Origin of the sequence: Oscillibacter ruminantium GH1 (genome assembly GCF_000307265.1) — a bacterium.
Lineage (GTDB): Bacteria > Bacillota > Clostridia > Oscillospirales > Oscillospiraceae > Oscillibacter > Oscillibacter ruminantium.
Map to the genome: position 1 here is coordinate 17,392 of NZ_DF158898.1, position 25,253 is coordinate 42,644.

Consider the following 25,253-nt stretch of genomic DNA (forward strand, 5'->3'; position numbering starts at 1 on the left):
GGCGGCGCGCGGAAATGACTTGTGTGGAGCGGCTTGGCGGTGAAATCCAAACAATCAATATTGAGGAGGAGCACGATGAAAATTTCTTTTGAGGGCATTGGACAGTGGGCGGCCACATTTGCCTGCGCGGGTGTTCAGGAGGGCGATCTGGTGAAGGTGAGCGGAAACGGAAGCGTAGGCTTGTGCAGCGCGGGAGACGCATTCTGTGGACAGGCAATCTCTCTGGGCCGGGGTGGAGACGCCTGCGCCGTGCAGTTGGGCGGGTTTATCACCGCCGACTATACCGGTGACACCGCGCCCACTGCGGGCTGGTGCAAACTGTCCGCAGACGGAAGCGGCGGCGTTAAGGTTGATTCCACGGGGCGGAACTATCTCGTAGTGGATGCGGATACGACAGCGAAAGTCGTTGTATTTGCGCTGTAAAACATTGAATGTTATTTACAGCACACAGCGCGTTGAATTCTGCATGATACGGGCTGACGCGCTTTGTGCGGCAGCTTTGATGAAAGAATTTCATCGAAAAATAGTATGAGGAGGACAGAGCATATGGCTTATCATTACGAAAATATCAGACTGGAAAAGGGCATGTACGGTCAGTCGGGCCGCAGCTTTTCTCAGGCGTTGGAGGAACTGGACCCCAGCGAAAATTACCGCGGCACCCCCGCGGAGGGACTGGATGCGTTTCAGCGCCAGCTCAAGCGTTTTGACATCAAAGTTAAGGGCGCGGGCAGCGACCGCGTGGAGAAGTTTTTCAAGACCAGCGACTCCGCCGTGCTGTTCCCGGAGTTTGTGTCCCGTGTGGTGCGCCAGGGGATGGAGGAGGAAAGCATTCTGCCCGCCATCACTGCCACGGTGACGAATGTGGAGGGAATGGATTACCGATCCATCGCATCTGTGCCCACGGAGAAGGAAAAGGAGCTCAAGCGTGTGGAAGAGGGCAGTACCATCCCGTCTACCACGATCCGGACGCAGGAGAATCTGGTGCGGCTGCACAAAAGAGGCCGGATGCTGGTGGCGTCCTATGAGGCGATCCGGTTCCAGAGACTGGATTTGTTCTCGGTGACGCTGCGCCAGATCGGCGCTTACATCGGCAGAATGCATTTGCAGGACGCCATCAAGGTGCTGTGCGACGGCGACGGCAACGGTAATGCCGCCCCAATCTATACCATCGGCACCGCGCCTGTGTCCGGAACCAAGGGTACGCTGAGCTATGACGCCCTGTTGGAATTCTGGAGCCAGTTTGATCCGTACACCATGAACACCATGCTGGTGGGCGGCGACGTGATGCTGAAGCTGTTGAAGCTCAGTGAATTCCAGAATCCGCTGACGGGCTTAAATTTTCAGGGAACCGGCACGCTGACCACTCCGCTGGGGGCCACGCTGCTGAGAACCAGCGCCATGCCAGCCGGCAAGATGATCGGCCTTGACAAGGGGTATGCCTTGGAGCAGATCTGTGCCGGTGATGTGCTGGTGGAATACGACAAGCTGATCGACCGACAGCTGGAGCGGGCGGCAATCACGTCCATCTCCGGATTCGCCAAGCTGTTTACAGAGGCGAGCAAGGTTCTGGTAATCTGAGCGGTTCTGCCGCCTGAGTGGGAACAGAAGGGAGGCGCGGAAGATGCAAGAGGATATTTTGACGCTGGCAACGCCCCTCTCCAGCGCGGGAGGGGATGAAGCGGGGCTGCTGGCGCTGTTGTGCGCGGCGGCTGAAAAGGATTGGACGGAGAGGCTCCGGGACGGCATAACGGCGGAGCAGTGCCGCGCGGCGTTTCTCTGCGCGGCGGCGATGAGCGCCGCGGCAGGGCTGATTACCGGACGGGGCGGAGCCTTACGTTTCACGGCGGGGGACGTATCTGTAACGGAGACGGAAGGCAGCGAGACGGCAAAAGACCTGCGAAAAGAGGCCAAACGGCTGATGGCCCCCTATGTGAAGACGGAGAATTTCTCCGTTCGGGGGGTGCGGGGATGAAGCCGAGCATTGCCCGCATTTTACGAAAGTATGGACAGACGGTGAAGGTAAACGGGACGGAGACTCGGGCGTTTATTCAGCCCGCAAGAGAAAAAGCCGTGCCATTTGAAGTCTCGTCTCTGGGAGCGGTGGATGACCGGAAGTGGATGTATCTTGGAGAAACGAAATTGAAGCTGGGGGACCGGGTGGAGTTTCGAGGACGGGGATACACGGTGCGCAGCTGCGAGAGCGTCTACATTGGGGACGAGATCGTCTACTGGTGGGCGTCCCTGACGGTGGAGAGGGAGGCGGCGGAATGAACGGACTAAATCAGGTGCGGGATGCGGTGATTTCCGCGTTGAAGAGTGCGGGAGTGGCGGCAGTGCCGGCCTATGAGGGGAACGCGAAGAAGTATGCAGGCGCGGTGGCCGCGGTGGATGTGGCCACCGCAGAGGGGAAAGCTGTGGGACTGTCCAGCTATCTGGGCGAGAGTTGGGACGAGAAGAACGGGACTGTCCGTGAGCTGTACGGTATGCAGATGGAAGTAACGATTTCTCTCAGTGTGTGGGCGGAGCGGGCTGAAATTTGTGAAACGGCGATGGAGACTGCCGTCGGAGCGCTGATGGGAGGACTGCCCGCCGGGCTACGGCTGGGAAAAATGAGCTGGAGCGGCATCGCGTGGGACAAGACCACGGGAATGTTTTTACGGAAGGGGAGTGCGGCGTGCAGGGCCGCGTTTTTGGCGGAGGACTCTGATGAGACAGGGAATCTGCTGGACTTTATTTTGAAAGGAACGATGAGACATTGAGTACGACGAAGCATGAGCGTCCGGGGATCTATTCCTCTTATGACGCGTCTTCCGTGGTATCCGCAGGAACTGGGACGAAGACCATCGGCGTGGCGGCGAAGGCGGCCAAGGGTGATGTGGGAACGGCGGTGACGCTGACCGGCTACGCCGAGGGTATCAACGCTTTTGGAGAAGACGGAGAGAGTGCGGGTATGAGCGCCATTTTGCGGCTGTTGTTTCTGAACGGGGCATCCAAGGTGATGGCAGTTCGGGTGGCGGACGCGGGCGCGACGACGGACTATGAGGCGGGCTTTACGGCGCTTGGAAACCTGGAGGATGTGCGGATCGTGGTTTGCGACAGCGCGGACACCGCCGTTCATCAGGCGCTGCGCACAGAGGTGGAGACTGCGTCGGCAAGGAGGAAGGAACGCATCGCCGTGGTGGGCGGAAGCGAGGAAAAGGTTGCCCAGCTGGTGACCCACGCGGCTGCGCTGAATAGCGAGCGCATGGTGTTGGTGGGACCGGACGGTCTGGGAACCAGCGGAGAGACGCTGGCGGGGGTCTTCTGCGCGGCAGCGCTGGCTGGCGCGGTCGCCAGAGGAAGCGACCCGGCAGTGCCGCTGAATGGGGCGGTGCTGTATGGCCTGAATGGGTTGAGCGCCGTGTACAGCGACAACGATATTGACACGCTGGTGCGAGGCGGTGTGACCCCGATGGAGAGTGTGGCGGGGGTAATCTCCCCGGTGCGGTGCGTCACCACGAAGACTACCACGGACGGGGCCGCGGACGCCACATGGCGGGAACTGAGCACCATCCAGATTGTGGACAATGTGATTCCGGCCATCCGGTCTTCTCTGCGCAGCAAATTCACCCGGACAAAAAATACGGCTCAGAACCGAGGGGCGATTCGCTCACAGGTGATTGTAGAGCTGGAGAAGAAGCTGGCGGCGGAGATTATCGACAGCTATGGCGAGGTGGCGGTGAGCGTGTCGGCAGACGATCCCACCGTGTGTCTGGTGGAATTCAGCTTTGCGGTGGCTCACGGACTGAACCAGATTTATCTGACGGCCCACATCACCATTTAAGCGATACTTGCTGATTCGGGCGGATTTGGTGACTCGGAGCGGCAAAGAAACCTATTTTTGAAAAGGGAGTGAAAGTCATGGAAGTAACGGGATTTCCCACCAGTGCGGATATTTATCTGGAACTGAACGGAAAAAAGGTGGCGGTGGTACAGAGCTATACCGCCAAGGCCAGCAAGACCAGCCGAAGCGTGCAGGCTTTTGGCGAGAGAGAGCCGATTGGAACCATTGCGGGACAAAACAAATACACGCTGGAGCTGACCCGTCTGTACGCCACCGACGATGCGATCTCCGACGGAATCAACTTTTACGATTTGAGCGATTTTTCGCTGGTGGTCTGCAAGCCGGATCGAAAGATCATCTATTCCGGATGCCAGTGGAGCAGTATTTCTGAGCAGGGAGAGCTGGACGCTATGGTGGCGGAGAAAATCACCGTGGTAGCGGCCCGCCGCATCGAGACAACGGTATGACAAGGCCGGACGGACTACGTCCACCCACTGCTGGACGGCTGCTGAGCATTTGGCGGGAGACGGAGCAGGAAAAAAACGCGATGGTTCGGGGCTTGCTGTGCAACGCGGCGGTACTGGCGGAAAGCTGCTTTTTTGAGGGGGAACGGCTGTTCGACGGTCCGGAAGCGGTGTTGGAGACGATGACGGCGCGGGAGATGGAGTTGCTTTTGAAGAGTCTGGCTGGGGAAACGGCGCTTCTTTCAAGCGGAGAAAATTCCGGCTTTGATACAGCCCGGTTTCGGACGATGCGGAGGGAGCGGACATGAACTACATCGAAGAGGAGCTGCTGCGGCAGACGGCGGCGTTTGCCGCGCTGCTGGGCGGCGGAGCGAATCGGAGAGACGACGCGCAGATGGGGGGGCGCGGACTGTGATGGAGAATGGGTGGCGGAGAGCGGCGGGGACGGCGCTCTCCGCCTCTCCCCAACAGCGGAATTGTTAAAACAGAATGGCGCAGGCGCGATGACAGAGTGGAACCAAGCACTGCGGCGCAGAAGCAACCAGAGCTTTCGGCAGGCGGTAAGTGTTTTGGGTTTTACGGAGACGGAGCTGAAAGCGGCAATGACGGCAGAACCCCCGATGGGAGAAGCAGGTCCTGCACAGGAGTGGGCAGGACAGATAAAAACGACCGAAAATGGATTTGCAGCAGGGCGGCAGAATAACAACGAACAGGGCGCGGTTCGTCAGGTGGAAATGACTGTGCAAGACGGCAGCACGCCGCCGGACCCTAACAAATCCGGGGATTTTCGGGAGGCGATTTTTGTGGCAGACCATGGCGTGTCCGCCGGGGAACTGTCCCGGACATTCCAGAGGGACGCAAGACGGTATGACGGCGGGTATCCGCTGTATTGAGAGAAGAGAGGTGAGACGGCGTGGAACTGACGCCGATGCGGTATAAGGACTACGTATGGCCCCACAACCCGGAGACCTATTCCGTCACATGGCAGAGAAAGATCGCGGTGCACAAGGTGCCCTTTGGACGATACTGTATGCAGGAGATGGGGCCGGGCTACCGGGTAATGCGGGGCGAGGGGACATTTGTGGGGACAAGCGCCTATCAGGAGTTCCAAAGGCTGGCGGCGGTATTAGATCAGGACGGGGCGGGGATGCTGACCCATCCCGTATGGCAGGCGGCGCAGGCACATTTCGTATCGTTACAGTTGACGGAAGAGCCACTACCCGACTATGTGCGCTACGCTTTCGAGTTCTGGGAGGACTGCGGGCAGAACGCGGAGATGACGGCAGTGAGCACGGCGAACAGCCCCGGAACGGAAGCGGGGGGCAGCGGCGCGGCCGCAGTGTGGTACACCGTGAAAAAAGGGGACACGCTGTGGGGAATCGCAAAAAAATATGGCGTGACGCTTCAAAGCCTGATTAAGGCGAATCCGCAGATTAAAAACCCCAATCTCATTTACGCAGGAAATCAGGTGCGGGTGAAATGAAGGGGCAGATCACAACATGCGACCATGTGGTATTTGAACTTCCGGCGCTTCTGTCATGGGATGTGGCGTATACCGGGACGGTGCCCTGCGACAGCTTCACGGTGACATGCCTCTATACGGCGGCACTGGAACCGGTGCTGCGGCGGGCGGCGGGATTTACCCTGATGGACGGGCAAACTGTGCTGCTGCGGGGAATCGTGGATGAGTATGAAATCCGGCAGACAGAGGAGGGCCTCAGTGCACTGGTGGCGGGACGGGGTTATGCGGCGCGGCTGCTGGACAATGAATCGCGGGCGGCCAACTATCAGGGGGCGACACTGGCCGAAATTATCCGGAATCATGTCGCGCCCTACGGAATCGAATGCGACCAGACGGCGGATATCAGCAGCGGCGGGGAGATGTATACCGTGGCGGCGGGGAGCAGCCAGTGGAAGGCGCTGGAGAACTTTTGCAGGGCCTACGGCGATTTCGCGCCGACCTTTGACCGATACGGACGGCTGTGGGCTGCGCCTGCAAACGTTTCAAAGACGTTTGAAATTTCGGATTCATCCAACATTTTATCGCTCGTAAAAAGGGAGGACCACTACGGTGTGTTGTCAGAAATGTTGGTTGTGGACAAGACGAGAAATCAGGAATACAGCGTGAAAAATCAAGACTGGATGGACCGGGGCGGCCAGTGCAGACGGGTACTGTACACGCCGGGACAGAGCACTTGGGCCAAAATGCGGTACACCGGAGAGTATCAGATCAAGCAGTCAAAAGCAGATGAGGTGAGCGTGGAAGTGACACTGTCGGGAGGCTTTTTAGCGTTCCCTAGAGACGAGGTCACGCTGAAACTGGAACGGACCGGATTGACGGGAACCTATTGCGTAACAGAAGCGCGAACAAGGGCCGACGGAGGCGGGCAGACTGTTACGCTGACGCTGCGGGAACGATGAAGCAGGGAAAGGAACGGAGCAATATGTGGTTATCAAAGCAGACGCGATCAGGAATGGCCGTGTCCGGGTCCGATTTGGGCGTGACCTCCATTTCCGGTGTCAGCGCCGGAGTAGTTACCAAGGGTGAGACGAGAAAACTGCCGGTCTATGGGCCGGGAGGCTACGTCTGGCAGCCCGCGGTAGGAGAGACGGTGCTGGTCATCAAAGGTGGTACCGGCGGCGAAGAATCCTGCGTGGCGGGGGCGAAGCAGACGGAGGCACCCGACGGACTGCGGCCCGGCGAGGTATATATTCATTCCGGTGGCTGCGGCGTATGTCTGAGAAACAACGGTACGGTGGAGATGCGGGGCAGCAATATCGTTCTGAAGGGACGGGTGGATATAAACGGCTCGCTGTATATCAATGGCGAGCCGTACAAGCCCGGTGCCGGCGGCTGAGGAGGTATACAACGTGGCGGAGCTTAAAATTAAAGATGGGGATTATGTCTCCGACGGCGTGGGCGGCGCGGTCCACGTCAAGGGAAGGGATGCGCTGCTGCAAAGAGTGCTGTTTAAGCTGACAGCCAGACGGGGTGGATTTCCCTTTTTGGAGAATCTGGGCAGTACGCTGCATGCGCTGGGCAATGTGCCGGTATCCCAGCGGCAGAGCGCGGCGGCGACAGCTGTGGTGCAGGCGCTGGCAGATGAGGAGGACTTGCAGGTGGAGCAGGTGGAATTGGACGGAGATCGGCTGACGGTGCGTTTGAAGAACAAAGGGGAAGAACTGGACGTTCAGCTGACAGTACGGTAATGGAGTGAAAACATGAGGACGACAGAGAAAATCTATCAGGAAATGCTGGGGGCATTTCGGGAGCGGTCCGGCTGTGACTTGGAGGATTCCTGCGACCTGGCGGTGCGGCTGTACGCGGTGGCGGCACAGGTGCAGGCGCTGGAGTGCCAGACGGACTGGGTGCTGAACCAGAGCTTTCCCCAGACGGCGCAGGGCGTTTATCTGGACGATCACGCAGCCATGCGGGGAATTGCCCGCCAAGAGGCGGAAAAGGCCGTGGGAATGCTGCGGTTTTCCGTGGCGGATGCGCCGCTGGGTGATCTGAGCATCCCTCTGGGGAGCGTTTGCATGACGGAGGGCGAGACGCGGTTCCGGACCACACAGGCAGCTGTGCTGGCGGCGGGGGATCTGACGGTGGAGGTGCCCGCCGAGGCACTGGAAGGCGGAAAAGGCGGCAATGTTGCGGCGGGCAGCGTGACGGTGTTGGCGGTGTGTCCGGTGGGGATCACGGGCTGCACAAATCCGGCGGCATTTACCGGAGGAACAGACGCTGAGAGTGACGGTGCGCTGCGTGCAAGGGTACTGGCCAGCTTTCAGCGGCTACCAAATGGAGCCAATGCTGCCTTTTACGAGGAACAGGCGCTGCGGCATGAAGGCGTAGCCGCGGCAACAGCCATTGGCCGGGCACGAGGCATTGGTACGGTGGATGTGTATATCGCCACAGCGGCGGGCGCGCCGGACAGCACACTGCTGGCTGAGGTGAGAAAGGATTTGCAGGCGAAGCGGGAGATCGCGGTGGACGTGCAGGTGCTGGCTCCGGTGCAAAGAGGTGTAAATGTGACGGTGGATCTGGATGCGGGCGAGGAAGATTTTGTAACAGTGAAAGGCCGGGTGGAATCCGCAGTTGCCGGGTGGTTCACGGGAAAACTGCTGGGCAAGCCTGTACTTTTGGCGGAGCTGGGACGACTGATCTATGCTGTGGACGGCGTAAAAAACTATCACATTTTATCACCTGCGGCAGATGCGGCGGGGAACAGCACGACCCTGCCCAAGCTGGGGACGCTGACAGTGACGGAGATGGGGTCGTGAGATGGCGAAGTATGAAGCGTATCTGAAAGATTTGCTAACGCCGCTGGGTATCTATGATCTCAGAGACGGGACGCTGAGCGAGAGTATGCTCTACGCCGCCGCTTTGGGACTGGACAGTGCTGCGGACAAGCTGGAGTATGCGGAGAGGGAGACGCTGACGGGGACTGCGGAGGGTGAGGGGCTGCAAAGAAGAGAGGCGCTGTTTGCCCGTCGGCCCGCAGCCAATACGGTTCCGCTCCGGCGAAATGCCATCGCGGCCCTCATGCAGATTGACGCGGACAGTTTTTCTTTGGACAGCATCAACCGTACCATCAGCGGCTGCGGCATCAAGGCGCTGGCGCAGGAAATGGGCGGAGGGCATATCCGCATCATCTTTCCGGAGGTGGCGGGTATTCCGGAGGAATTTCAGCAGATTCAAAAAATTGTGATGGACATCATTCCTTGCCATCTGGAGACGGAATTCTATTTCCGGTACATGCTCTGGTCGGAGTGCGAGAGCCACGGCTGGACATGGGCGAAGGTGGAGAATGGGGACCACACTTGGTTCAGTTTTGAATTGGCGGTGTGAGATGGAACAGGAGTGGAGTGGGCGGATTACAGCGCTGGAGGAACGGGTATTGTCCAATACCCGCCGGATCGGCGCGCTGGAGCAGGCGCAGGAGACTTTGCGTCGGCTGGCCACGGCGGTGGAGGTACTGGCGACAAAACAGGAGAATGTGGCGGATTGTGTGGCAAGGTTGGACGAGAAACTTGACGCACTGGAAAAAAGACCCGGAAAGCGGTGGGACAGTCTGATGGACAAGATTCTTCTGGTGCTGGCGGGAGCGTTTGTCAGTTTTCTGCTGACGCGTGGAGGCACCGTATAAAAAGAAGTGAACAGGTTCAGAGACTTCCACGCTGGGTCACGACAAAAGGTGTTGAAGGGAGAGAAAAATTTGATGAAAACAGCATTGCAAAAACTGAGTTCCCGAAAACTGTGGGCGGCAGCTGCGGGCATTGTAACGGGACTTGCCATGGTATTCGGGTTGGACGAGGGCGTGATTGCCACTGTGGCGGGAGCGGTGGTGTCTGTGGCTTCCGTGGTAACGTATATTGTCACAGAGGGCCGGGTGGACGCGCAAAGTGTCAAAACTGTGGTGCAGGCCGTGCAGAATGCAGAGGATGCGCTGCGGGAAACGGACGGAAAATGACCGGGGCGGAAAAGCTGCTGCGCGTTGCGCGGCAGGAACTGGGAACCAAGGAATCCCCTGCTGGGAGCAACCGCGTGAAATACAACACGGCGTATTACAGGCGGGAGGTGTCGGGAGACAGCTACCCTTGGTGCTGCGTGTTTCTCTGGTGGTGTTTTCAGGAGGCGGGATTTGCACCTCTTTTTTACGGCGGAGGTAGAACTGCTTCTTGTGGGGCGTTGGCCGGCTGGGCAAAGCGAAACGGACGTTTCCTTTCACAAGACTATCGACCCGGTGATTTGGTGTTTCTGCGGTTTTCCGGAACGGCCATCCAGCACATCGGCGTGGTGGAACGGGTGAATGGAGACGGAAGTCTGGTTACCATCGAAGGAAATACCGGCGCGGGCAGTGACGCCAACGGCGGCGAGGTGCAGCGGCGGACGCGGGCGCTGCGATATACGGCGGGGGCGTTTCGCCCGAAGTATGCGGACACTGCGCTACAAAGTCCGGCATTCGGCGCGGAGGAGGATGAAATGACACAGGAGACATTCAATGCCATGATGGAAGCATGGCTGGAGAAGCGGGGACAGCTGCCGCCCGGAGGTTTCTCGGCACAGGCTCGGAACTGGGGAGAGGAAAGCGGAATCATGCAGGGAAATACCGACGGAACCTTTCAGTACAAGAGCTGGTGTACACGGGAGCAAATGCTGGTTCTTCTCTATCGGTTTGTGGAGACGCTCAAAAAGTAGATAAGCGAAAAAGCGCCCACCGCTTGATTTTCAAGCGGTGGGCGCTTTTCTATGCGCTCAGAGTTTTTTATTGGCGTCCCGAAGATCGTGGACCAATTGCCGGATATGCGCAGCCTGCTGATCGGTCAGGCCGGAGACACTGATTTGGGCGCCGGACTCCCGGCCCAGAAGCGTGTCTGTGGAGACGGAAAAAAAATCCGCCAACTTTTCCAACAGCTCCACGGAGGGTTGGATATTGCTATTTTCCCAGTTGGAAACGCTTTGCTTGGAAACGCCCAAACAATCAGCCAGGCGCGTCTGTGTGATACCCCTTGCGAGCCGCAGTCGGCGGATCTCGTCGCACAGCATGGGAGATTCCTCCTGATTTCCAAATTACAATACTATATTAAACTATTGTAAATTTCGCCTTGACAAATTATAAATACAAAAGTATTGTAATATTGGATAGAAAAGTGAGGAAGCAACTCACTTTTCGGGAATTGGCAGGCGATTTTCAAGATGTGCGGCATAATCCGCAGAGACTTGAGGCCAGTCGATCAGCCGCCACCAAGCATCAAAGTAGTCGGGGCGGCGATTTTGATATTGCAAATAATAGGCATGTTCCCACACATCGCAGCACAAAAGGGGTAGCAAGGGCAGAACGGTGTCCTGATTGGCAACCTTTTGAATGGACAGATCTCCGCCGCAGTCGGCGCAGAGGCAAGCCCAACCGGAACCGAAAACGGACAGCGAGGCGCTTTTCAAGGCGGACTTCAGCCCCTCTATATCGCCAAAGACACGGCGGATGGCGCTGTCCAGCGGCGGCTGGGGCATGGAAGGCGGCAGGGCGCGGAGCGTGCGGAAATAGAGGTCATGGTTAAAAACGCCCCCAGCGTTGTTGCGGACGCCTTGGCAGATCTCTTTAGGCAGGTTTGCCCAGCCTTCACACAGTTGATTCAGCGTCCAGCTGTGATAAGTCGGATACGGCTCCAACAGCTTGTTCAGATTTTCCACGTAAGTGGCAAAGTGCTTATCGTGGTGAAAACAGAGAACTTTAGACTCGATCTCCGGCTCCAGCGCGTCGTAAGGATACGGCAGCGGCGGCAGAGCGAAGGGATAGTGATTTTCCATAGGGCGTCATCCTTTCCGCATGTGTTTGTCAAAACAGTATACGCAAGGAAAACAAAACTATGCGGCAAGCGCACGTGACACGATCGAAAGAAGAATGCGCGTCGGCTGGAAACCTGTGACTTCGACAGGAGAAATGGGGTATCCTAATAAACAGCTTGCTTAATGTGGGAGAAGATGGTTTTATGACAGATAAGGAATTGAGCTTCTGCGCGTTGTGCGGCCCATTGGAGGACGCCATAGAAATGATGGACAGCGGCAATATGGCGGGAGCGCGAGCCGTGATGAAAAGAGTTCTTGCGCAGGCACAGGAACTCTGTGATCAAGAAAAAAGCGGAGGATGATACTCTGCTAGGAGAAAAAACGATTCCGGAAAGCATTGCTTTCCGGAATCGTTTTTATGCATAGGAGCAAGTCTCTGACGGCAAAACATTACTGTCCCAGATATTTCCGAACCAGAACCTGCAGCAACTCATCCCGGTCAATCTTGCGGATCAACGTCCGGGCGTTGTTGTGATTGGTGATATAGGTGGGATCTTCGGAGAGAATATAGCCAACGATCTGATTAATGGGGTTATAGCCTTTTTCCTCCAATGCCTGATAGACTGTGGACAGGACATGGCGAATTTCCGCATCCTTTTCCATCACAATATTAAATTTCCTTGTAAAATCATCCATGCAGACACCACCTTTCCCTTTTGGACAGGTTCTATTATACTCGATTTTTGCCAGACTGTAAAGAGTCAAGAAAAAATCTTTGATAAATATTGAGCAGAAGAAGTTTAACGCAATGCCGCGCCAAGCTCGCTTTTCAGCAGAGCCAGAATGTTAGCCACGTCTTCGTCCGCCTCGGCGGCAGTGAGACTGCGGTCATCTGCCCGGAGCGTCAGGTTGAAGGCCACGCTCTTTTTGCCCGGGGCGATGCCTGTACCGGTGTAGATATCGAACAGGGCGACTTCCTTCAAAAGGCCCTTTGCGCCGCGGCGGATGCAGTTTTCCAGTGCGCCCACGGTAATGCCTGCGTCGCAAACCACGGCGATGTCCCGCGCCACGGCAGGGAATTTGGGAAGTGCATGATAGATGGGCAGCGCACCCTGTGCGGCGAAGAGCGCGTCAAAGCTCAACTCGGCGGCGTACAGCTCACAGTCCACACCGTAGTTCCCGGCCACGTCGGGCCGGATTTGACCGAAGATGCCCAGCTCCTTTTCGCCCAGAAGAACCTTGGCGCAGCGGCCGGGGTGATAAGACGGATTGTCGGTGACGGCGGCAAAGGACGCGCCCTCGATGCGCAGCCCCTCCAGAATGGTTTCCACCGCACCCTTGAGGGAGAAGAAGTCCACCTCGGGGCCAAACGCGCCCAGAGACAGCACCTTCGGCTCATTGGCCACGCCGTCGGCGTCTGGGCCGGACTCCTTGGCAAAGTAGGTGCGGCCCAGCTCATAGAGATAAGCGGACTTGTTGCGGAAGTTGTAGTTCCGGGTGAGAATCTCCAGCATGGAGGGCAGCGTGGTGGTGCGCATGATGGAGGTATCCTCCCCTAGAGGGTTGAGGATTTTCAGGGATTTGCGCAGGGGGGAGTCGGCAGCAAGGCCGATTTTATCATAATAAGTGGGGCTGATGAAGGAATAGGTGATGATCTCATCGTAGCCCAAAGACCGGCACAGTGCGCCCACCGTGCGCTCCGCCTGCTGAACGGGAGTATAGCCGCCCTGCGCGGAAGCACCGCCCATCAGGGTGACAGGGATGTTATTGTAGCCGTGGAACCGGGCGACCTCTTCGGCAATGTCCGCCATGCCCTCCACATCGCTTCTCCAGGAGGGAACGGTGATCTCATCGCCGTCCAGCTGGAAGTCCAGCTTTTCAAGGATGGCTCGCATCTCGGACTCGGGTACATCGGTGCCCAGCAATGCGTTGATCCGCTCCGGCTCCAACTGAATGATGCGGGGAGCGGCGTCCTTGGCGATCACGTCCATCACGCCGTCCACCACTTCGCCCGCGCCCAGCAGCTCTACCAGCTCGCAGGCCCGCTGCACCGCTTTCATGGTGTTCATGGGGTCCAGACCCTTTTCGTATCGGGCGGACGCCTCGGAGCGCATGTTCAGCGCCACGGCGGTGCGCCGGACGGATGCGCCGTTGAAGTTGGCGGACTCGAACAAAACCTGCGCGGTGTCGCCCACGATCTCGCTGTTGGCGCCGCCCATCACGCCGGCTACGCACACGGGCCGATGCTCGTCGCAGATGCACAGCATGGAGGGGGTCAGCTTGCGCTCGTTGCCGTCCAGCGTCTGGATGGTTTCTCCCTCCCGAGCGGTGCGGACAAGGATTTTTCCGCCCTCCACGCAGGAGAAGTCGAACGCGTGCATGGGCTGGCCGTATTCCAGCATCACATAGTTGGTGATGTCCACGATGTTGTTGATGGGGCGCACGCCGGAGTTGCGCAGCCGTTCCCGCATCCATGCGGGGGACGGCTTAATCTTCACGTTTTTTACCATCCGGGCGGTGTACCGGGGGCACAGCTCCGGGTCTTCGATCTCAATGTCCACCAGCTCGGCGATGCTGCCGCCGCAACCCTTAATCTCCGGCGTATGGAGCTTGAGGGGCTTGCGGAAAGTGGCGGCGGCCTCCCGTGCAAGACCGATCACGCTCAGACAGTCCGGGCGGTTGGGGGTGATTTCAAACTCCACGATGCGGTCGTCCCGGCCGATGAGCTTTGCCACGTCGTCGCCGGGCATGCAGTCCTCGTGGAGAATCCAGATGCCGTCGGCAATGCAGTGGGGGAACTCGGCCTGCTGGGCATGAAGGTCGGCAAGCGTGCAGATGGAATCCTCCTTGGTATGGTAGGCCACCATGTCTCCCTCGTGGAGATTCTGGCAGTCGGTGTCCGGCACGGCGGTGGCGCCGCCGATGTCCAGACAGGTGTGATAAGACCCATCGGGCTGCGCGGCGACTTCCAGCACTCTGGCGGCGACTATCGGCCCAAAAATTTTCTGACCGGGTTGAATGTCCGCCGGAATGGAGGGCTTGGCCGGATCCAGGGGCTTATAGTCGTTCAGCAGCGCGGCAGGCTTGATCACCGCGTCGGGATAGTCGTGCTCGGTGGTCAGTTCCAATTCCTTCAGGGAGCACAGCATTCCGTTGGACTCCACGCCCCGCAGCTTTCCCTTTTCAATTTTCACGCCGCCCGGAAGCAGCGACTTGTGCTTTGCTACGGGAACCAGGTCCCCCTCGTGGATGTTCCACGCGCCGGTGACAATCTGGGTAGTCTCGCTGCCCACGTCGATCTGCAAAACCCACATGTGGTCGGAGTCCGGGTGGCGCTCCATCTTCATGATTTTGCCCACAACCACGTTTTTCATGTCCGCGCTGAGGTCGGTGGTGACCTCCTGCTTAGATCCGGAGAGCGTCATCGCCTCCGCGAAGTCACGGTCGGAAGCGTCCACTTCCACGAATTCATTCAGCCATTTTCTGGACAGTAACATATTTCTCGCTCTCCCTTCTTAAAACTGCTCGAGGAACCGCACGTCGTTTTCAAAAATCAGACGCATATCGCTGATTTTATACTGGCCCAGCGCCAGCCGCTCCAGACCCATGCCAAAGGCAAAGCCGGAGTACACGTCCGGGTCGATGCCGCAGCCCCGCAGAACCTTGGGATGGACCATGCCCGCGCCCAGCACTTCAATCCAGCCCTCGCCCTTGCAGGTGGGGCAGCCCACGCCGCCGCACTTATGGCACTGGATATCCATTTCGCAGCTGGGCTCGGTGAAGGGGAAGTGATGGGGACGGAAACGGGTAACGGTGTTCTCACCGTAAATCTTTCGGATAACGGCATTCAGCGTCCCCTTCAGATCGCCCATGGTGATGCCCTGATCCACCACCAGTCCCTCGATTTGATGGAACATGGGGGAATGGGTCGCGTCCACCTCGTCCTTGCGGTAGACACGACCGGGAGACATGACCCGGATGGGAAGGGAACGGGTCTCCATGGCGCGAATCTGCATACTGGAGGTCTGGGTGCGCAGAAGAACGTTGGAGTCCTCGGTGAGATAGAACGTATCTGACCATTCCCGGGCGGGATGATCGTCGGGGGTGTTCAGCTTGGTGAAGTTATAGTCTGCCAGCTCCACCTCCGGGCCGTCCAGAATTTCAAAGCCCATGCCGATGAAAATGTCCTTGATCTCGTCCAGCACGGAATACATGGGGTGCTTGTGTCCCATCCGCAGCTTTTTGCCGGGGATGGTCACGTCCAGCGTCTCGCTGGCAAGGCGCTGCTCCATGGCTCTGCGCTCCAGAATGGCGGACTGCTCGTCGATGGCCTTTTCCACCGCGGCGCGCACGTCGTTGGCCATCTGGCCCATGATGGGGCGCAGCTCGGCGGAAAGGCCGCCCATCTGCTTCAAAAGCCCCGTCAGCTCGCCTTTTTTACCCAGATACTTGACCCGCAGAGCTTCCAGATCCGTAGCCGCCTTCGTCTCCGACACGGATTCCAGCGCACTTTTGTGGATGGCTTCCAGTTGTTCCTTCATAGTCAATGCTCCTTTACCTTTTTATGAAAATGGTTCACTGCTCTTGGGGACAAAGGGCATAAAAAAACGCCCTTCATCCCAATATTTGGGACGAAAGACGCAGCTTCCGCGGTACCACCCAGATTCGTACCCACAGGGTACGCGCTCGAAACCCAGATAACGGTGGGTGACCGGCCGTGTCTCCACGGCGGCTCCCGGGCGAACCAAACGACGCGCCGCGGATCGGCTTTCAGCCGGTGACCAATCCTCTCTTGGCGGCGGAGACTCGTTATTTTCCCGTTCAACGCTGATATCAAGTACAATTTATAGCACATAAAAAGAGAAAATGCAAGTGAAAAATCCCCTATCCGGTGAATTCTCATCGGGAGAAGGGAGAGATGCGTTTCGCCGGTGAGGCATACCGGATTATCCGTGTTTTTGTCCGGAGCTTTTAGAAAGCGAATCAAAAAGGCGGCCCTCGTGGACCGCCCGTTAAAAGTATGTATGCTTTGGTTCAACCGGGATTTGCGTTCAATGCGGATGTTTTTTCATAGGCTGCCCGGATTTTATCCAACACCGCCTGCTCGGCCTCCGTTTCCGGCTGGCAGGTATTCAAAACGGAGAGAAAGTCGGACTGCTCCGCTGGGTCTAGTCCCCCGGCATGATATCCTGCGCTGGCTACGATGGCGTCGATATTCAGGTAGTCCGGCCCTTTCTCCGCGTAGGGGGACCCGTCCAACAGGGCCAATACTTTCAGAATATCCTCCGGACGTTCCAGAAATCGCTGGTAGAGAAGGTCGAAGGGTGCCTCTGAATAAGCGCCGTCGGAATAAATCAGATAGCACACCAGCTTCCAGTCGGAGTAATCCAAATAAGCGGAAGTGACTTCAAAATCCTGGTAATAATTAATCGTGAACACGGTGTCCGCGTCCAAATCCAGCGCGTCGCTGGGGCAGAAGGAGGTGAATCGCCAGCCGTTTGCCGTTTTCTCATAGTCCAGTACCTTTTGAGAATAGCCGGTGGTGGCAACGGTGTGGTCATATCCGTCCGCCTGCGGCTCCTGATCGGAAAAATCTGCCCAAAACGTCAGCGTTACCGTCCAGTGGTTTTCGTCTACCCGCTCCGCGGCGGCGGTCTTATCCAGCAGATAGAGATTGCTGCCCCGTGCGCCGGAGGCGGTGTAGAGCTTTCCACCGATGTCCCGATAGTTGGCGCCCTCGCCCATGATCTCGTCCGCCAGCTCCGGGGAGAAACAGGAGCGAACTCGGATGTCAAGGTCTGCGTAGGTGTTCAGACCCGGATAGTCCACCGCCTGATAGGGGATGCCGTCCTGATTGTCGTCGTAGGGCTGTCCGTTCTCTGTGACCGGTTCTCCGACCGCAGGAAGGGAATACAGATTGAACCAGTCATAAACCTCTGCCGCTTGGGTATAGGCCGCCAGTACGTCCGCTTCCTTCGGTTCCGGAGAGCCTGCGGATGCCACGTTCGCGCTGGAGGTGGAGGAGAGGTCAGAGCCGCCGCAAGCGGCGAGGGAGCAGGCCAGTGCGGCGGTGGAAAGAAGTGCTAAAGCACGTTTCATAAAGAGCCTCCCTTTTGTTAGGGTTTGAAATTGAAAAAAATACCATTATTTATATAAGACGCAGTAAAGAACAGAAAAGTTGCAGCATTTTTCCTCTGCTGAGAAAGTTTTTTTGAAGCTCAATGCCTTTGCAATTATCAAAAGAGGCTTTTTGCGCCCAAAGCCCTTGCAATCCGACAGCGGGGCCTTATAATAGCTTTCATAAAAAGATGCTGCAACGGACATAAAACAGCGGGCGCTTTGACCGCGGAAAGGACGTAATGTATGAAGCCACAGGAGGTCACCATGGAATTTGTCCGGGAGGCGCTTCCGCCCCGGAAGACCGACGGACACAAGGGCGATTTCGGTAAGGTTTTGATCGTGGGCGGCGCGGTGGGATACACCGGCGCGCCGTATCTGGCGGCACAGGGTGCGGCGCGATCCGGATGCGGACTGGTGTTTTTGGGCGTACCGGAGACGATCTGGCCGGTAGAGGCGGAAAAATGCGTCTGCGCCATGCCGTTTCCCCTGCCGGATAAAAACGGAATGCTTACGGAAAAGGCGCTGAAAGCCCTGCGGGAAAGATTGTCAGAATGCGACGTGCTGGCTCTGGGGCCGGGACTTGGCCGCTCGCCGGAGACGCAGCGATTGACGCTGGCTCTTTTGGAAACGGAAAAACCGGTGGTGCTGGATGCCGACGGAATAAACGCTCTGGCGGGGCATATGGATAGTCTGGACGCGCGGCGGGGCCGCGTCACTGTCCTGACGCCCCACGACGGGGAGTTCGCTCGTCTGGGCGGAGATACCGCCGCGGACCGGGCGGACACATCCCGGAACTTTGCCGAGGCCCATGGCTGCGTTCTGGTGCGAAAGGGACATCGGACGCTCGTTGCCACACCGCAGGGCACCGTGCTGGAAAATCCCACAGGGAATTCCGGGCTTGCCAAGGGGGGCAGCGGCGACGTGCTCACCGGTGTGATCGCCGCGCTGCTGGCACAGGGGGCCACGGCGGTGCGGGCGGCGGCCTGCGGCGCGTATCTCCACGGCCTTGCCGGGGACCTTTGCGCCGGATGGCTGACGGAGTATGGTATGACGCCTCAGGATGTGGCGGAGGCACTGCCCAGCGCATTTCAAACGGTGTTGATCGAAGAACGTTAAGGAGGGATGTTCAGGTGCGCAGACCGTGGGTTTGTGTACCGATGATGAGCCTTTGCCTGCTGCTGTGCGCGTGCGGCGGCAGTGCGGAGGATGCGGATGCGGCGCAGGCCGCGCGAGCGCCCTATCAGGAGATGGAAAGCTGCTCGATGACGGCGGAAGTCTCCGCCGCTTACGGCGACGAGGTGAGCACGTTTACCCTGAAGTGCGATTACACGCCAGAGGAGTCCACCGTGGAGGTGTTGGCGCCGGAGACGGCGGCGGGGGTGAAAGCTGTCCTCAGCGGGGACGGCGTGACGCTGACCTATGAGGAGGACGTTCTTCCCGCCGGGCCGCTGAGCCGCGAAAAACTGAGTCCGGCGGCCTGTCTGCCTCGGCTGATGAATGCGCTGCGGGATGGTTGGCTGCTGGAGGAAAACAAAGAGGATTGGAACGACGCGCCCTGTCTGCGGATGAGCATGGAACAGACCGGGGGAGACGGAAGCCGCGTAGTCTCCACCCTTTGGCTGAAAGAGGAGGACCACACCCCCGTCCGGGGCGAGATCGCCGTGGACGGAGAAATAATTTTACAGGCGGAGTTTACGGAGTTCCAATTCGGTGCTATACTGGACGGTGGCAGCGGGGCCGCTGGCGAATGACCCCAACAAATGAAATTTGGAAGGTGAGCGTATGGAAAAATTCCTTCGGAGGACTTGGGCGGAGATCGATCTCGATGCGCTGGCATATAACTATCACAAGTTGCGGGAACAGATGGGACCAAAGGCCAAATATCTGGGCGTGGTCAAGGCGGACGCATACGGACACGGGGCTGTCCGCGTGGCAAAGAAGCTGGAGAGCCTGGGAGCGGACTATCTGGCCATTTCCAATTTGGAAGAGGCGCAGGAGCTGCGCCATAACGGGATTAAGCTGCCCATTCTGATGCTGGGCTACACCCCCGCCGACATGACGGAGGTTTTGATTGACAACCGGGTGGCGCAGGATGTGCCGACGCTGGAGCTGGCCAAGGCGTACTCCAAGGAAGCCGCGGCCTGCGGCAAAACTTTGACGGTCCACCTGAAGCTGGATACCGGTATGGGTCGATTGGGATTCCAGTGCGACGAGGCGCACTTTGCCAAGAGCCTTGAAGAAATTTTAGAAGCCGTGAAGCTGCCAAACCTTGACTGGGAGGGCGTTTTCATGCACTTCTGCGTGGCTGACGAGCCGGAAAAGGCCGCCAGTCAGGAATTTACCAAGGTACAGCACGACCGCTTTGTTCATATGGTGAACGAGGTGGAGAGCAAGGCGGGTATGAAGTTCCGCATCCATCACTGCTGCAACTCGGGCGCGGTGGTGTATCACCCCGAGTTTGCGTGGGATATGTGCCGCCCCGGCGTGGTTTTGTTCGGTACGGAGCCGATGAGCCGCGATTTGGGCCTAAAGCCCGTCATGACGCTGAAGACTACGGTAGGCCCTGTGAAAAATTATGCGCCGGAAACCTCCGTTAGCTACGGGCGGACGTATTTTACCGACAAAGAGCGTCGCATCGGCGTGCTGCCCATCGGCTATGCCGACGGATTCCAGCGCTGCCTTTCCAACCGGTGGGAAATGCTGACGGAAAGCGGCCCCGCGAAAATCTGCGGCCGCGTCTGCATGGACATGTGCATGGTGGACCTGACGGATTTGCCGGATGTGAAGACCGGCGACGAGGTGGAGGTCTTCGGCCCCCACAATCCCATCGAGAAGATGGCGGAGATGGCCGGCACCATTACCTATGAGCTGACATGCGACGTGGCCAAGCGCGTTCCCCGGGTGTACATCGAAAACGGCAAGGTCGTGGACCGCAATTTGCAGCTCCTTTTCTGATGAGTGGCCTTCCGCGTTAACCCTCCAAACACACTTCCGCCGGTCCCGGCGCATAGAATGAACCGGGGCCGGTCGTGCCGGAAAAACGGCGTATAAATTTTCCGGCTGCGTGGGAGAATGATAGTGGCCCCGCTGAAACACAGGTTTTAGCGGCGGGTACTATTTTCGGCGGAGTGTGAACTTTGTGGATACGAGTGTTGTGAAACGCGGCGACATTTATTACGCTGACCTCAGCCCGGTGGTGGGAAGCGAGCAGGGCGGCGTCCGGCCTGTGCTGATTATTCAGAACGACACCGGTAATCGATATAGTCCCACCGTCATCGCGGCGGCAATCACCTCTCAAACGGGAAAGGCCCGGCTGCCAACTCATATTGATCTGCCCGTGGCCGACAGCCGCGGACTTTCCAAGGATTCCGTGGTTTTGTTGGAGCAGGTTCGGACGCTGGATAAACGGCGCCTGAGAGAGCACATGGGTCATGTGGATGAGCAGGTGATGGAAAAAATCGACACCGCCATCGCGGTGAGTTTCGGCCTGCAGCGCGACCAATTGGTCTGAGCAGGAATTTTTGATTTCAAACAGGCGGCAGAACCTGTGGAAAAGAATACATAAACTGTATCCTTTTCCCGGGCGCCGCCTGCGGTAAGGAGGATCCATGAAACCAAAGAAAAACAGATGGTACCTGCGGGCGCTGGCGCTGATGCTGGCTTCCATGACGGCAATGGTTACATTTTCCGCCGCAGCGGAGGCGGGGTCCCAAGGCGACCCACTGGTGACGCTGAGTTATTTGAACGAAACGTTCCTGCCCAAAATTCTCTCGCAGGTACAGGGAACGGCTTCCGGCGCTTCGGGGACAAGCTTTACGGTGGTGGACCTGAGCAAGGGACAAAGTCTGAGCCTCTCCGTGGGCGGCGAGGTGATGCTCCGGGTGGGATCGGCCGCTTGCGGCGCGACATCCGCCCCGGGCCTGATCGATGAAACGACGGCGGGTTCCGTTGATAACGGCGGTGCGCTGGTGAAAAATCACCTGTACATGTCCACCATCGACGGGCGGACGGTCAAAGCCACGTCCGACGGTGTGAAACTGCTGGTGCGGGGAAGCTATTCTCTCAACTGATGGGCAAAGCCGCTTTTGCGAACATCAAACATACATAAAAGGATGCCGCCGGCGCATAGAATGAGCGCAGGCGGCGCCTTTTTGCACCCACAGGGTGCAGCAGGCTTTGTGCGGGGAACGCCTTTGGGGAAACGCCCCCGCCGCCGCGAATTTCGGAATGCCGCGCCCAAAGGGAGATGAAAGTACCATGGACAAGTATCCGCTGTATCTGGACGGCAGGTCCGTCGGAGAGCTGATTGTGACGGACTGCGGAATGTATGCTGATTACCGCGCGGTGTGCCGCACTGCCGGGCCGGCTCTTCTTCGAGCGTATCTTGTGGGAGAGCGGACCGAAATGCTTTTGGGCGTTCTGGCCCCGGAGGGCGGCGTGTTCACCATCTGCCGCAGATTCAGCCGCCGTGAAACGGAAAACTTAGGCAGGCTTATCCGCTGCGAGGCGCGGCGAAACGGGCAGCAGGCGTGGGAGCGCGTCTCCGATCCGGAGCAGCTGCTGTCCAACCCTTTTTTCTCCCATATGCTGCATGGCCTTTCCGGCGTTTTATTGCGGCGGGAGGGGGATCGGCGGCTCATCGCGATTCCGTGGGACGCGGCAAAGCCGTTTCCAATGACGCCGCTGTTCTGCTTTGCAAAAATCTGCCGAATGGAGAGCATAAGCTACGTCATCTTTGCCTTTGATGGGAGGGAAAAGCCGCTGATGCCTTGAAACAGCTGGGAAATGTTGCAAATTGGATATTTTTTGAAGAAGAATTTGTAGAGTTACACAAAAAATAAATGCCGGATACCACAACCGGCCGCGGTGTGGTACAATAGCCGCAAAGCAGCCGGAATCCGCTTCCGGCATAGCTTTTTCCTCTGTTTGGCAAAGAGACGAGGATTGTGAAGCCGCTGTGAAACGCGGCTGAGTCCGTTTGCTGCGGCAGACGGCGCATAGAAAAGACCCTACTTGAGAAAGAGGAGGCAGCCCGATGAAATGTCCCTATTGCGGGTACGCTGAGAGCAAGGTTGTTGATTCCCGCCCCGCCGACGACGGGGCCAGTATCCGCCGCAGGCGGGAGTGCCTGTCCTGCACGAAACGATTCACCACCTATGAGACGGTGGAGAGTCTGCCGATGGTGGTGGTGAAAAAGGAAGGCAGCCGCCAGAGCTTTGACCGGAGCAAGGTGCTGGGCGGTATGATCCGGGCCTGCGAGAAGCGGCCGGTGCCTCTGGCGGAGCTGGAGCGCATTGCGGACGAGGTGGAGCAGGAGCTGCAAAACGGCATGGACCGGGAGATCACCACGGTGCATATCGGTGAACTGGTGATGGAAAAGCTCCGGGGCCTCGATCAGGTGGCCTATGTCCGGTTTGCCTCGGTCTACCGCCAGTTCAAGGATATCGACACCTTCATGGCGGAACTGAGCAAGCTGCTGGCGGAGAAGTAAAGTCGTTATCCGGTCGGATGCAAAAAGCATGGAAGAGCTCTGGGGCGACCCGGAGCTCTTTTTTGTTTGCAGAAAAATTTTGCCGGGAATGGGAAAACTGCTGGGTGAAAAGCTCTATTTTTGGAAAGCATCAAGAGAGAGCCTTCAGACAACACCTCGCAATCCGGTGTTTAGAAGTGGGCAGGTCTGCCTGAAAATTTTGCCATCGCCGCCGTCTATGCGGGCCTTGCCAAATGCCGGGCGGTGTGATAAAATATCCGAAAAATGGCTATTTTATTGGGCATGTTGCTGTTTTGCGGGAATGTGTCTGAATTTTAGGCCGTGCCGCGACTTAAGCGCACGGCCATCTGTCATGCCAAACATGTGATGTAAAAAGGCTCATTTGGATTCATAAACAGTAAGGAGAAACGCCATGTCCGCCCTGAACGAAGAAATCTCCCGGCGCCGCACGTTTGCGATTATTTCGCACCCCGACGCCGGTAAAACCACCCTGACCGAAAAATTCCTGCTGTACGGCGGCGCAATCGCCCAAGCCGGCGAGGTCAAGGGCAAGCGCGCCAAGGCTGCGACCTCCGACTGGATGGAAATCGAGCGCCAGCGCGGCATTTCCGTCACGTCGTCGGTGATGCAGTTCCAACACGGGGGCTACTGCATCAACATTTTGGATACCCCGGGCCATCAGGACTTTTCCGAGGATACCTATCGTACCTTGATGGCGGCGGATTCCGCTGTCATGGTCATCGACGGGGCTAAGGGCGTGGAGCCTCAAACCCGAAAGCTGTTCAGAGTCTGCGCCCTGCGTAATATCCCCATTTTCACCTTTATCAACAAGATGGACCGGGAGACACGGGACCCGCTGGAGCTGTGCGAAGAGGTGGAGCGGGAACTGGGCATCGACACCTACGCGGTGAACTGGCCCATCGGCTGTGGCAAGGAATTTGCGGGGGTTTATGACCGGGAGAAGCGGCGCATCCTCTTCTTTGAGGGCGCGGGCCACGGGAAAAAGGCAGAGGCCACCGAGGTGGATTTGGACGATCCCAAGGTTGGCCAGCTGATCGGAGAAAAGCGGTGGCACGCCCTGCGGGACGAGGTGGAGCTGCTGGGCGCGGGCCGGGAATTTGATCTGAAGGCCGTGCAGTCCGGAAAGCTGAGTCCGGTGTTCTTCGGCTCCGCACTGACCAATTTCGGCGTGGAGCCGTTTTTGGAGGAGTTCCTGCGCATGACCACGCCGCCTATCAACCGGGTAGCGGACTGCGGGGAAATCGACGCGTTCTCTCCGGATTTCTCCGCCTTCGTCTTCAAGATTCAGGCCAACATGAATAAGGCCCACCGGGACCGTCTGGCGTTCATGCGCATCTGCTCCGGCAAGTTTGAGCGGGACGCCGAGGTCTATCACATGCAAACCGGCAAGAAAATGCGTCTGAGCCAGCCACAGACCATGATGGCGGCGGAGCGGGAGATCGTGGAAGAAGCCTACGCCGGGGATATCATCGGCGTGTTCGATCCCGGTATCTTTTCCATCGGAGACACCATTACCGTGCCGGGGAAAAAGTTTCACTTCTCCGGTATTCCCACCTTCGAGCCGGAGCATTTCATGCGGGTCAGTCCCAAGGATACCATGAAGCGCAAGCAGTTCATCAAGGGCACGGAGCAGATCGCCCAAGAGGGTGCCATCCAGATCTTCAAGGTTCCCGGCGCAGGCATGGAGGAAGTCATTGTGGGCGTGGTGGGCACGCTGCAATTCGACGTGTTCGAGTACCGGATGAAGAATGAGTACGGTGTGGACCTCTATATGTACGGTCTGCCCTATGAGCATCTGCGGCGCATCGCCGTCTGCCCCGTGGAAAACCCCAAGGATTTGACGCTGTGCATGGGCGCGGAGGTGCTGGCGGACTTCCGGGATCGCTATCTAATTGCCTTTGGCGGCGAGTGGTCGGTGGGCTTTTTGCTCAAGCACAATCCGGGACTGGAACTGAGCGAGTCTTTGTCGGTATAAACCGCACAGAAGAAAATTTTTTCGGAGAAAAACACGGGAGAGAGACGAAAAAACGTCTCTCTCCTGTATCATTT

Annotated in this window: 34 protein-coding genes; 28 read left to right on the top strand and 6 right to left on the bottom strand. The window is 57.9% G+C overall.

Annotated elements, in window-relative coordinates; genetic code table 11:
- Positions 1-75: 75 nt before the first annotated feature.
- The 18 genes from ON16_RS07820 (at position 76) to ON16_RS15005 (ending at position 10,483) form a co-directional block, all read left to right on the top strand.
- A complete protein-coding gene (locus tag ON16_RS07820; RefSeq protein WP_040661133.1) occupies positions 76-423 on the top strand; it encodes a hypothetical protein in 348 nt (115 codons plus the stop codon).
- A gap of 123 nt (positions 424-546) precedes the next feature.
- Complete coding sequence (locus ON16_RS07825) at positions 547-1,578, top strand: phage major capsid protein (protein ID WP_040661135.1); 1,032 nt, start codon at positions 547-549, stop codon at positions 1,576-1,578.
- A 43-nt stretch (positions 1,579-1,621) separates the two neighbouring features.
- A complete protein-coding gene (locus ON16_RS07830) occupies positions 1,622-1,972 on the top strand; it encodes a hypothetical protein (RefSeq protein WP_040661137.1) in 351 nt (116 codons plus the stop codon).
- Positions 1,969-2,271, top strand: coding sequence for a hypothetical protein (locus ON16_RS07835; RefSeq protein ID WP_040661139.1), 303 nt, complete (start codon positions 1,969-1,971; stop codon positions 2,269-2,271). The genes ON16_RS07830 and ON16_RS07835 overlap by 4 nt, the downstream gene beginning before the upstream one ends.
- Positions 2,268-2,759: a hypothetical protein gene (locus tag ON16_RS07840; RefSeq protein WP_040661141.1), complete on the top strand. Its 492-nt coding sequence runs from the start codon at positions 2,268-2,270 to the stop codon at positions 2,757-2,759. The genes ON16_RS07835 and ON16_RS07840 overlap by 4 nt, the downstream gene beginning before the upstream one ends.
- Positions 2,756-3,823 (top strand): phage tail sheath C-terminal domain-containing protein, encoded by a 1,068-nt coding sequence (locus ON16_RS07845; protein WP_040661145.1) that lies wholly within the window; start codon positions 2,756-2,758, stop codon positions 3,821-3,823. Before ON16_RS07840 ends, ON16_RS07845 begins: the two co-directional genes overlap by 4 nt.
- A 77-nt stretch (positions 3,824-3,900) precedes the next feature.
- On the top strand, positions 3,901-4,290 hold the full coding sequence (locus ON16_RS07850; protein WP_040661147.1) for a hypothetical protein: 390 nt from the start codon (positions 3,901-3,903) through the stop codon (positions 4,288-4,290).
- Positions 4,287-4,595, top strand: a complete 309-nt coding sequence (locus ON16_RS07855; RefSeq protein ID WP_144032073.1) for a hypothetical protein — start codon at positions 4,287-4,289, stop codon at positions 4,593-4,595. The genes ON16_RS07850 and ON16_RS07855 overlap by 4 nt, the downstream gene beginning before the upstream one ends.
- Positions 4,596-4,790: 195 nt before the next feature.
- Positions 4,791-5,180, top strand: coding sequence for a hypothetical protein (locus ON16_RS07860; protein ID WP_144032074.1), 390 nt, complete (start codon positions 4,791-4,793; stop codon positions 5,178-5,180).
- A 20-nt stretch (positions 5,181-5,200) separates the two neighbouring features.
- The gene (locus tag ON16_RS07865) at positions 5,201-5,770 is read left to right on the top strand and encodes a LysM peptidoglycan-binding domain-containing protein (RefSeq protein WP_243441796.1); all 570 of its coding nucleotides are present in this window, start codon (positions 5,201-5,203) and stop codon (positions 5,768-5,770) included.
- A complete protein-coding gene (locus ON16_RS07870; protein ID WP_040661152.1) occupies positions 5,767-6,708 on the top strand; it encodes a hypothetical protein in 942 nt (313 codons plus the stop codon). Before ON16_RS07865 ends, ON16_RS07870 begins: the two co-directional genes overlap by 4 nt.
- A gap of 23 nt (positions 6,709-6,731) precedes the next feature.
- Positions 6,732-7,145 carry a hypothetical protein gene (locus ON16_RS07875; protein ID WP_040661788.1) on the top strand — a complete coding sequence of 138 codons (414 nt, stop codon included), beginning with the start codon at positions 6,732-6,734 and terminating at the stop codon, positions 7,143-7,145.
- Between the two features lie 13 nt (positions 7,146-7,158).
- Positions 7,159-7,497 (top strand): hypothetical protein, encoded by a 339-nt coding sequence (locus ON16_RS07880; protein WP_040661153.1) that lies wholly within the window; start codon positions 7,159-7,161, stop codon positions 7,495-7,497.
- A 12-nt stretch (positions 7,498-7,509) separates the two neighbouring features.
- Positions 7,510-8,565, top strand: a complete 1,056-nt coding sequence (locus tag ON16_RS07885) for a baseplate J/gp47 family protein (protein ID WP_040661155.1) — start codon at positions 7,510-7,512, stop codon at positions 8,563-8,565.
- A gap of 1 nt (position 8,566) precedes the next feature.
- Positions 8,567-9,133, top strand: coding sequence for a hypothetical protein (locus tag ON16_RS07890; RefSeq protein ID WP_040661157.1), 567 nt, complete (start codon positions 8,567-8,569; stop codon positions 9,131-9,133).
- Position 9,134: 1 nt separating this feature from the next.
- The gene (locus tag ON16_RS07895) at positions 9,135-9,431 is read left to right on the top strand and encodes a hypothetical protein (RefSeq protein WP_040661158.1); all 297 of its coding nucleotides are present in this window, start codon (positions 9,135-9,137) and stop codon (positions 9,429-9,431) included.
- Positions 9,432-9,503: 72 nt separating this feature from the next.
- On the top strand, positions 9,504-9,755 hold the full coding sequence (locus ON16_RS07900) for a hypothetical protein (protein WP_051131625.1): 252 nt from the start codon (positions 9,504-9,506) through the stop codon (positions 9,753-9,755).
- Positions 9,752-10,483: a CHAP domain-containing protein gene (locus ON16_RS15005; RefSeq protein ID WP_051131626.1), complete on the top strand. Its 732-nt coding sequence runs from the start codon at positions 9,752-9,754 to the stop codon at positions 10,481-10,483. Before ON16_RS07900 ends, ON16_RS15005 begins: the two co-directional genes overlap by 4 nt.
- A gap of 57 nt (positions 10,484-10,540) precedes the next feature.
- Here the strand turns inward: ON16_RS15005 and ON16_RS07910 are convergent, their stop codons facing one another.
- Both ON16_RS07910 and ON16_RS07915 read right to left on the bottom strand, forming a co-directional pair.
- Positions 10,541-10,831 (bottom strand): helix-turn-helix transcriptional regulator, encoded by a 291-nt coding sequence (locus tag ON16_RS07910; protein ID WP_040661159.1) that lies wholly within the window; start codon positions 10,829-10,831, stop codon positions 10,541-10,543.
- Positions 10,832-10,948: 117 nt separating this feature from the next.
- A complete protein-coding gene (locus ON16_RS07915) occupies positions 10,949-11,593 on the bottom strand; it encodes a superoxide dismutase (protein WP_040661160.1) in 645 nt (214 codons plus the stop codon).
- A gap of 182 nt (positions 11,594-11,775) precedes the next feature.
- Here ON16_RS07915 and ON16_RS15770 point away from each other — a divergent pair, with 182 nt between their 5' ends.
- Positions 11,776-11,934 (top strand): hypothetical protein, encoded by a 159-nt coding sequence (locus ON16_RS15770; protein WP_158441609.1) that lies wholly within the window; start codon positions 11,776-11,778, stop codon positions 11,932-11,934.
- Between the two features lie 88 nt (positions 11,935-12,022).
- On the opposite strand, the gene ON16_RS07920 is transcribed toward ON16_RS15770, so the two are convergent.
- The 4 genes from ON16_RS07920 to ON16_RS07940 all read right to left on the bottom strand — a co-directional run bounded on the left by ON16_RS07920 (position 12,023) and on the right by ON16_RS07940 (position 17,671).
- Positions 12,023-12,268 carry an IreB family regulatory phosphoprotein gene (locus ON16_RS07920; protein WP_040661161.1) on the bottom strand — a complete coding sequence of 82 codons (246 nt, stop codon included), beginning with the start codon at positions 12,266-12,268 and terminating at the stop codon, positions 12,023-12,025.
- 104 nt (positions 12,269-12,372) lie between these two features.
- Positions 12,373-15,069 (bottom strand): phenylalanine--tRNA ligase subunit beta, encoded by a 2,697-nt coding sequence (gene pheT, locus ON16_RS07925; RefSeq protein WP_040661162.1) that lies wholly within the window; start codon positions 15,067-15,069, stop codon positions 12,373-12,375.
- Positions 15,070-15,087: 18 nt separating this feature from the next.
- Complete coding sequence (pheS, locus tag ON16_RS07930) at positions 15,088-16,113, bottom strand: phenylalanine--tRNA ligase subunit alpha (RefSeq protein ID WP_040661163.1); 1,026 nt, start codon at positions 16,111-16,113, stop codon at positions 15,088-15,090.
- A 493-nt stretch (positions 16,114-16,606) separates the two neighbouring features.
- Positions 16,607-17,671 carry a hypothetical protein gene (locus ON16_RS07940; RefSeq protein ID WP_040661165.1) on the bottom strand — a complete coding sequence of 355 codons (1,065 nt, stop codon included), beginning with the start codon at positions 17,669-17,671 and terminating at the stop codon, positions 16,607-16,609.
- Positions 17,672-17,935: 264 nt separating this feature from the next.
- On the opposite strand from ON16_RS07940, the gene ON16_RS07950 reads away from it, so the two are divergent.
- The 9 genes from ON16_RS07950 (at position 17,936) to ON16_RS07985 (ending at position 25,179) form a co-directional block, all read left to right on the top strand.
- The gene (locus tag ON16_RS07950) at positions 17,936-18,808 is read left to right on the top strand and encodes an NAD(P)H-hydrate dehydratase (protein WP_081579630.1); all 873 of its coding nucleotides are present in this window, start codon (positions 17,936-17,938) and stop codon (positions 18,806-18,808) included.
- Between the two features lie 14 nt (positions 18,809-18,822).
- Positions 18,823-19,443 (top strand): hypothetical protein, encoded by a 621-nt coding sequence (locus ON16_RS07955; protein ID WP_040661167.1) that lies wholly within the window; start codon positions 18,823-18,825, stop codon positions 19,441-19,443.
- Positions 19,444-19,474: 31 nt separating this feature from the next.
- Complete coding sequence (gene alr / locus ON16_RS07960; RefSeq protein ID WP_040661168.1) at positions 19,475-20,647, top strand: alanine racemase; 1,173 nt, start codon at positions 19,475-19,477, stop codon at positions 20,645-20,647.
- A gap of 184 nt (positions 20,648-20,831) precedes the next feature.
- Positions 20,832-21,203, top strand: a complete 372-nt coding sequence (locus tag ON16_RS07965; protein ID WP_040661169.1) for a type II toxin-antitoxin system PemK/MazF family toxin — start codon at positions 20,832-20,834, stop codon at positions 21,201-21,203.
- Positions 21,204-21,300: 97 nt separating this feature from the next.
- Positions 21,301-21,762, top strand: coding sequence for a hypothetical protein (locus ON16_RS07970; RefSeq protein WP_040661170.1), 462 nt, complete (start codon positions 21,301-21,303; stop codon positions 21,760-21,762).
- A 187-nt stretch (positions 21,763-21,949) separates the two neighbouring features.
- Positions 21,950-22,465 carry a hypothetical protein gene (locus ON16_RS07975; RefSeq protein WP_040661171.1) on the top strand — a complete coding sequence of 172 codons (516 nt, stop codon included), beginning with the start codon at positions 21,950-21,952 and terminating at the stop codon, positions 22,463-22,465.
- A gap of 262 nt (positions 22,466-22,727) precedes the next feature.
- On the top strand, positions 22,728-23,183 hold the full coding sequence (gene nrdR / locus ON16_RS07980) for a transcriptional regulator NrdR (protein WP_040661172.1): 456 nt from the start codon (positions 22,728-22,730) through the stop codon (positions 23,181-23,183).
- A gap of 28 nt (positions 23,184-23,211) precedes the next feature.
- Positions 23,212-23,550: a hypothetical protein gene (locus tag ON16_RS15570; RefSeq protein ID WP_144032075.1), complete on the top strand. Its 339-nt coding sequence runs from the start codon at positions 23,212-23,214 to the stop codon at positions 23,548-23,550.
- Positions 23,551-23,595: 45 nt separating this feature from the next.
- A complete protein-coding gene (locus ON16_RS07985; protein ID WP_040661173.1) occupies positions 23,596-25,179 on the top strand; it encodes a peptide chain release factor 3 in 1,584 nt (527 codons plus the stop codon).
- Positions 25,180-25,253: the final 74 nt, after the last annotated feature.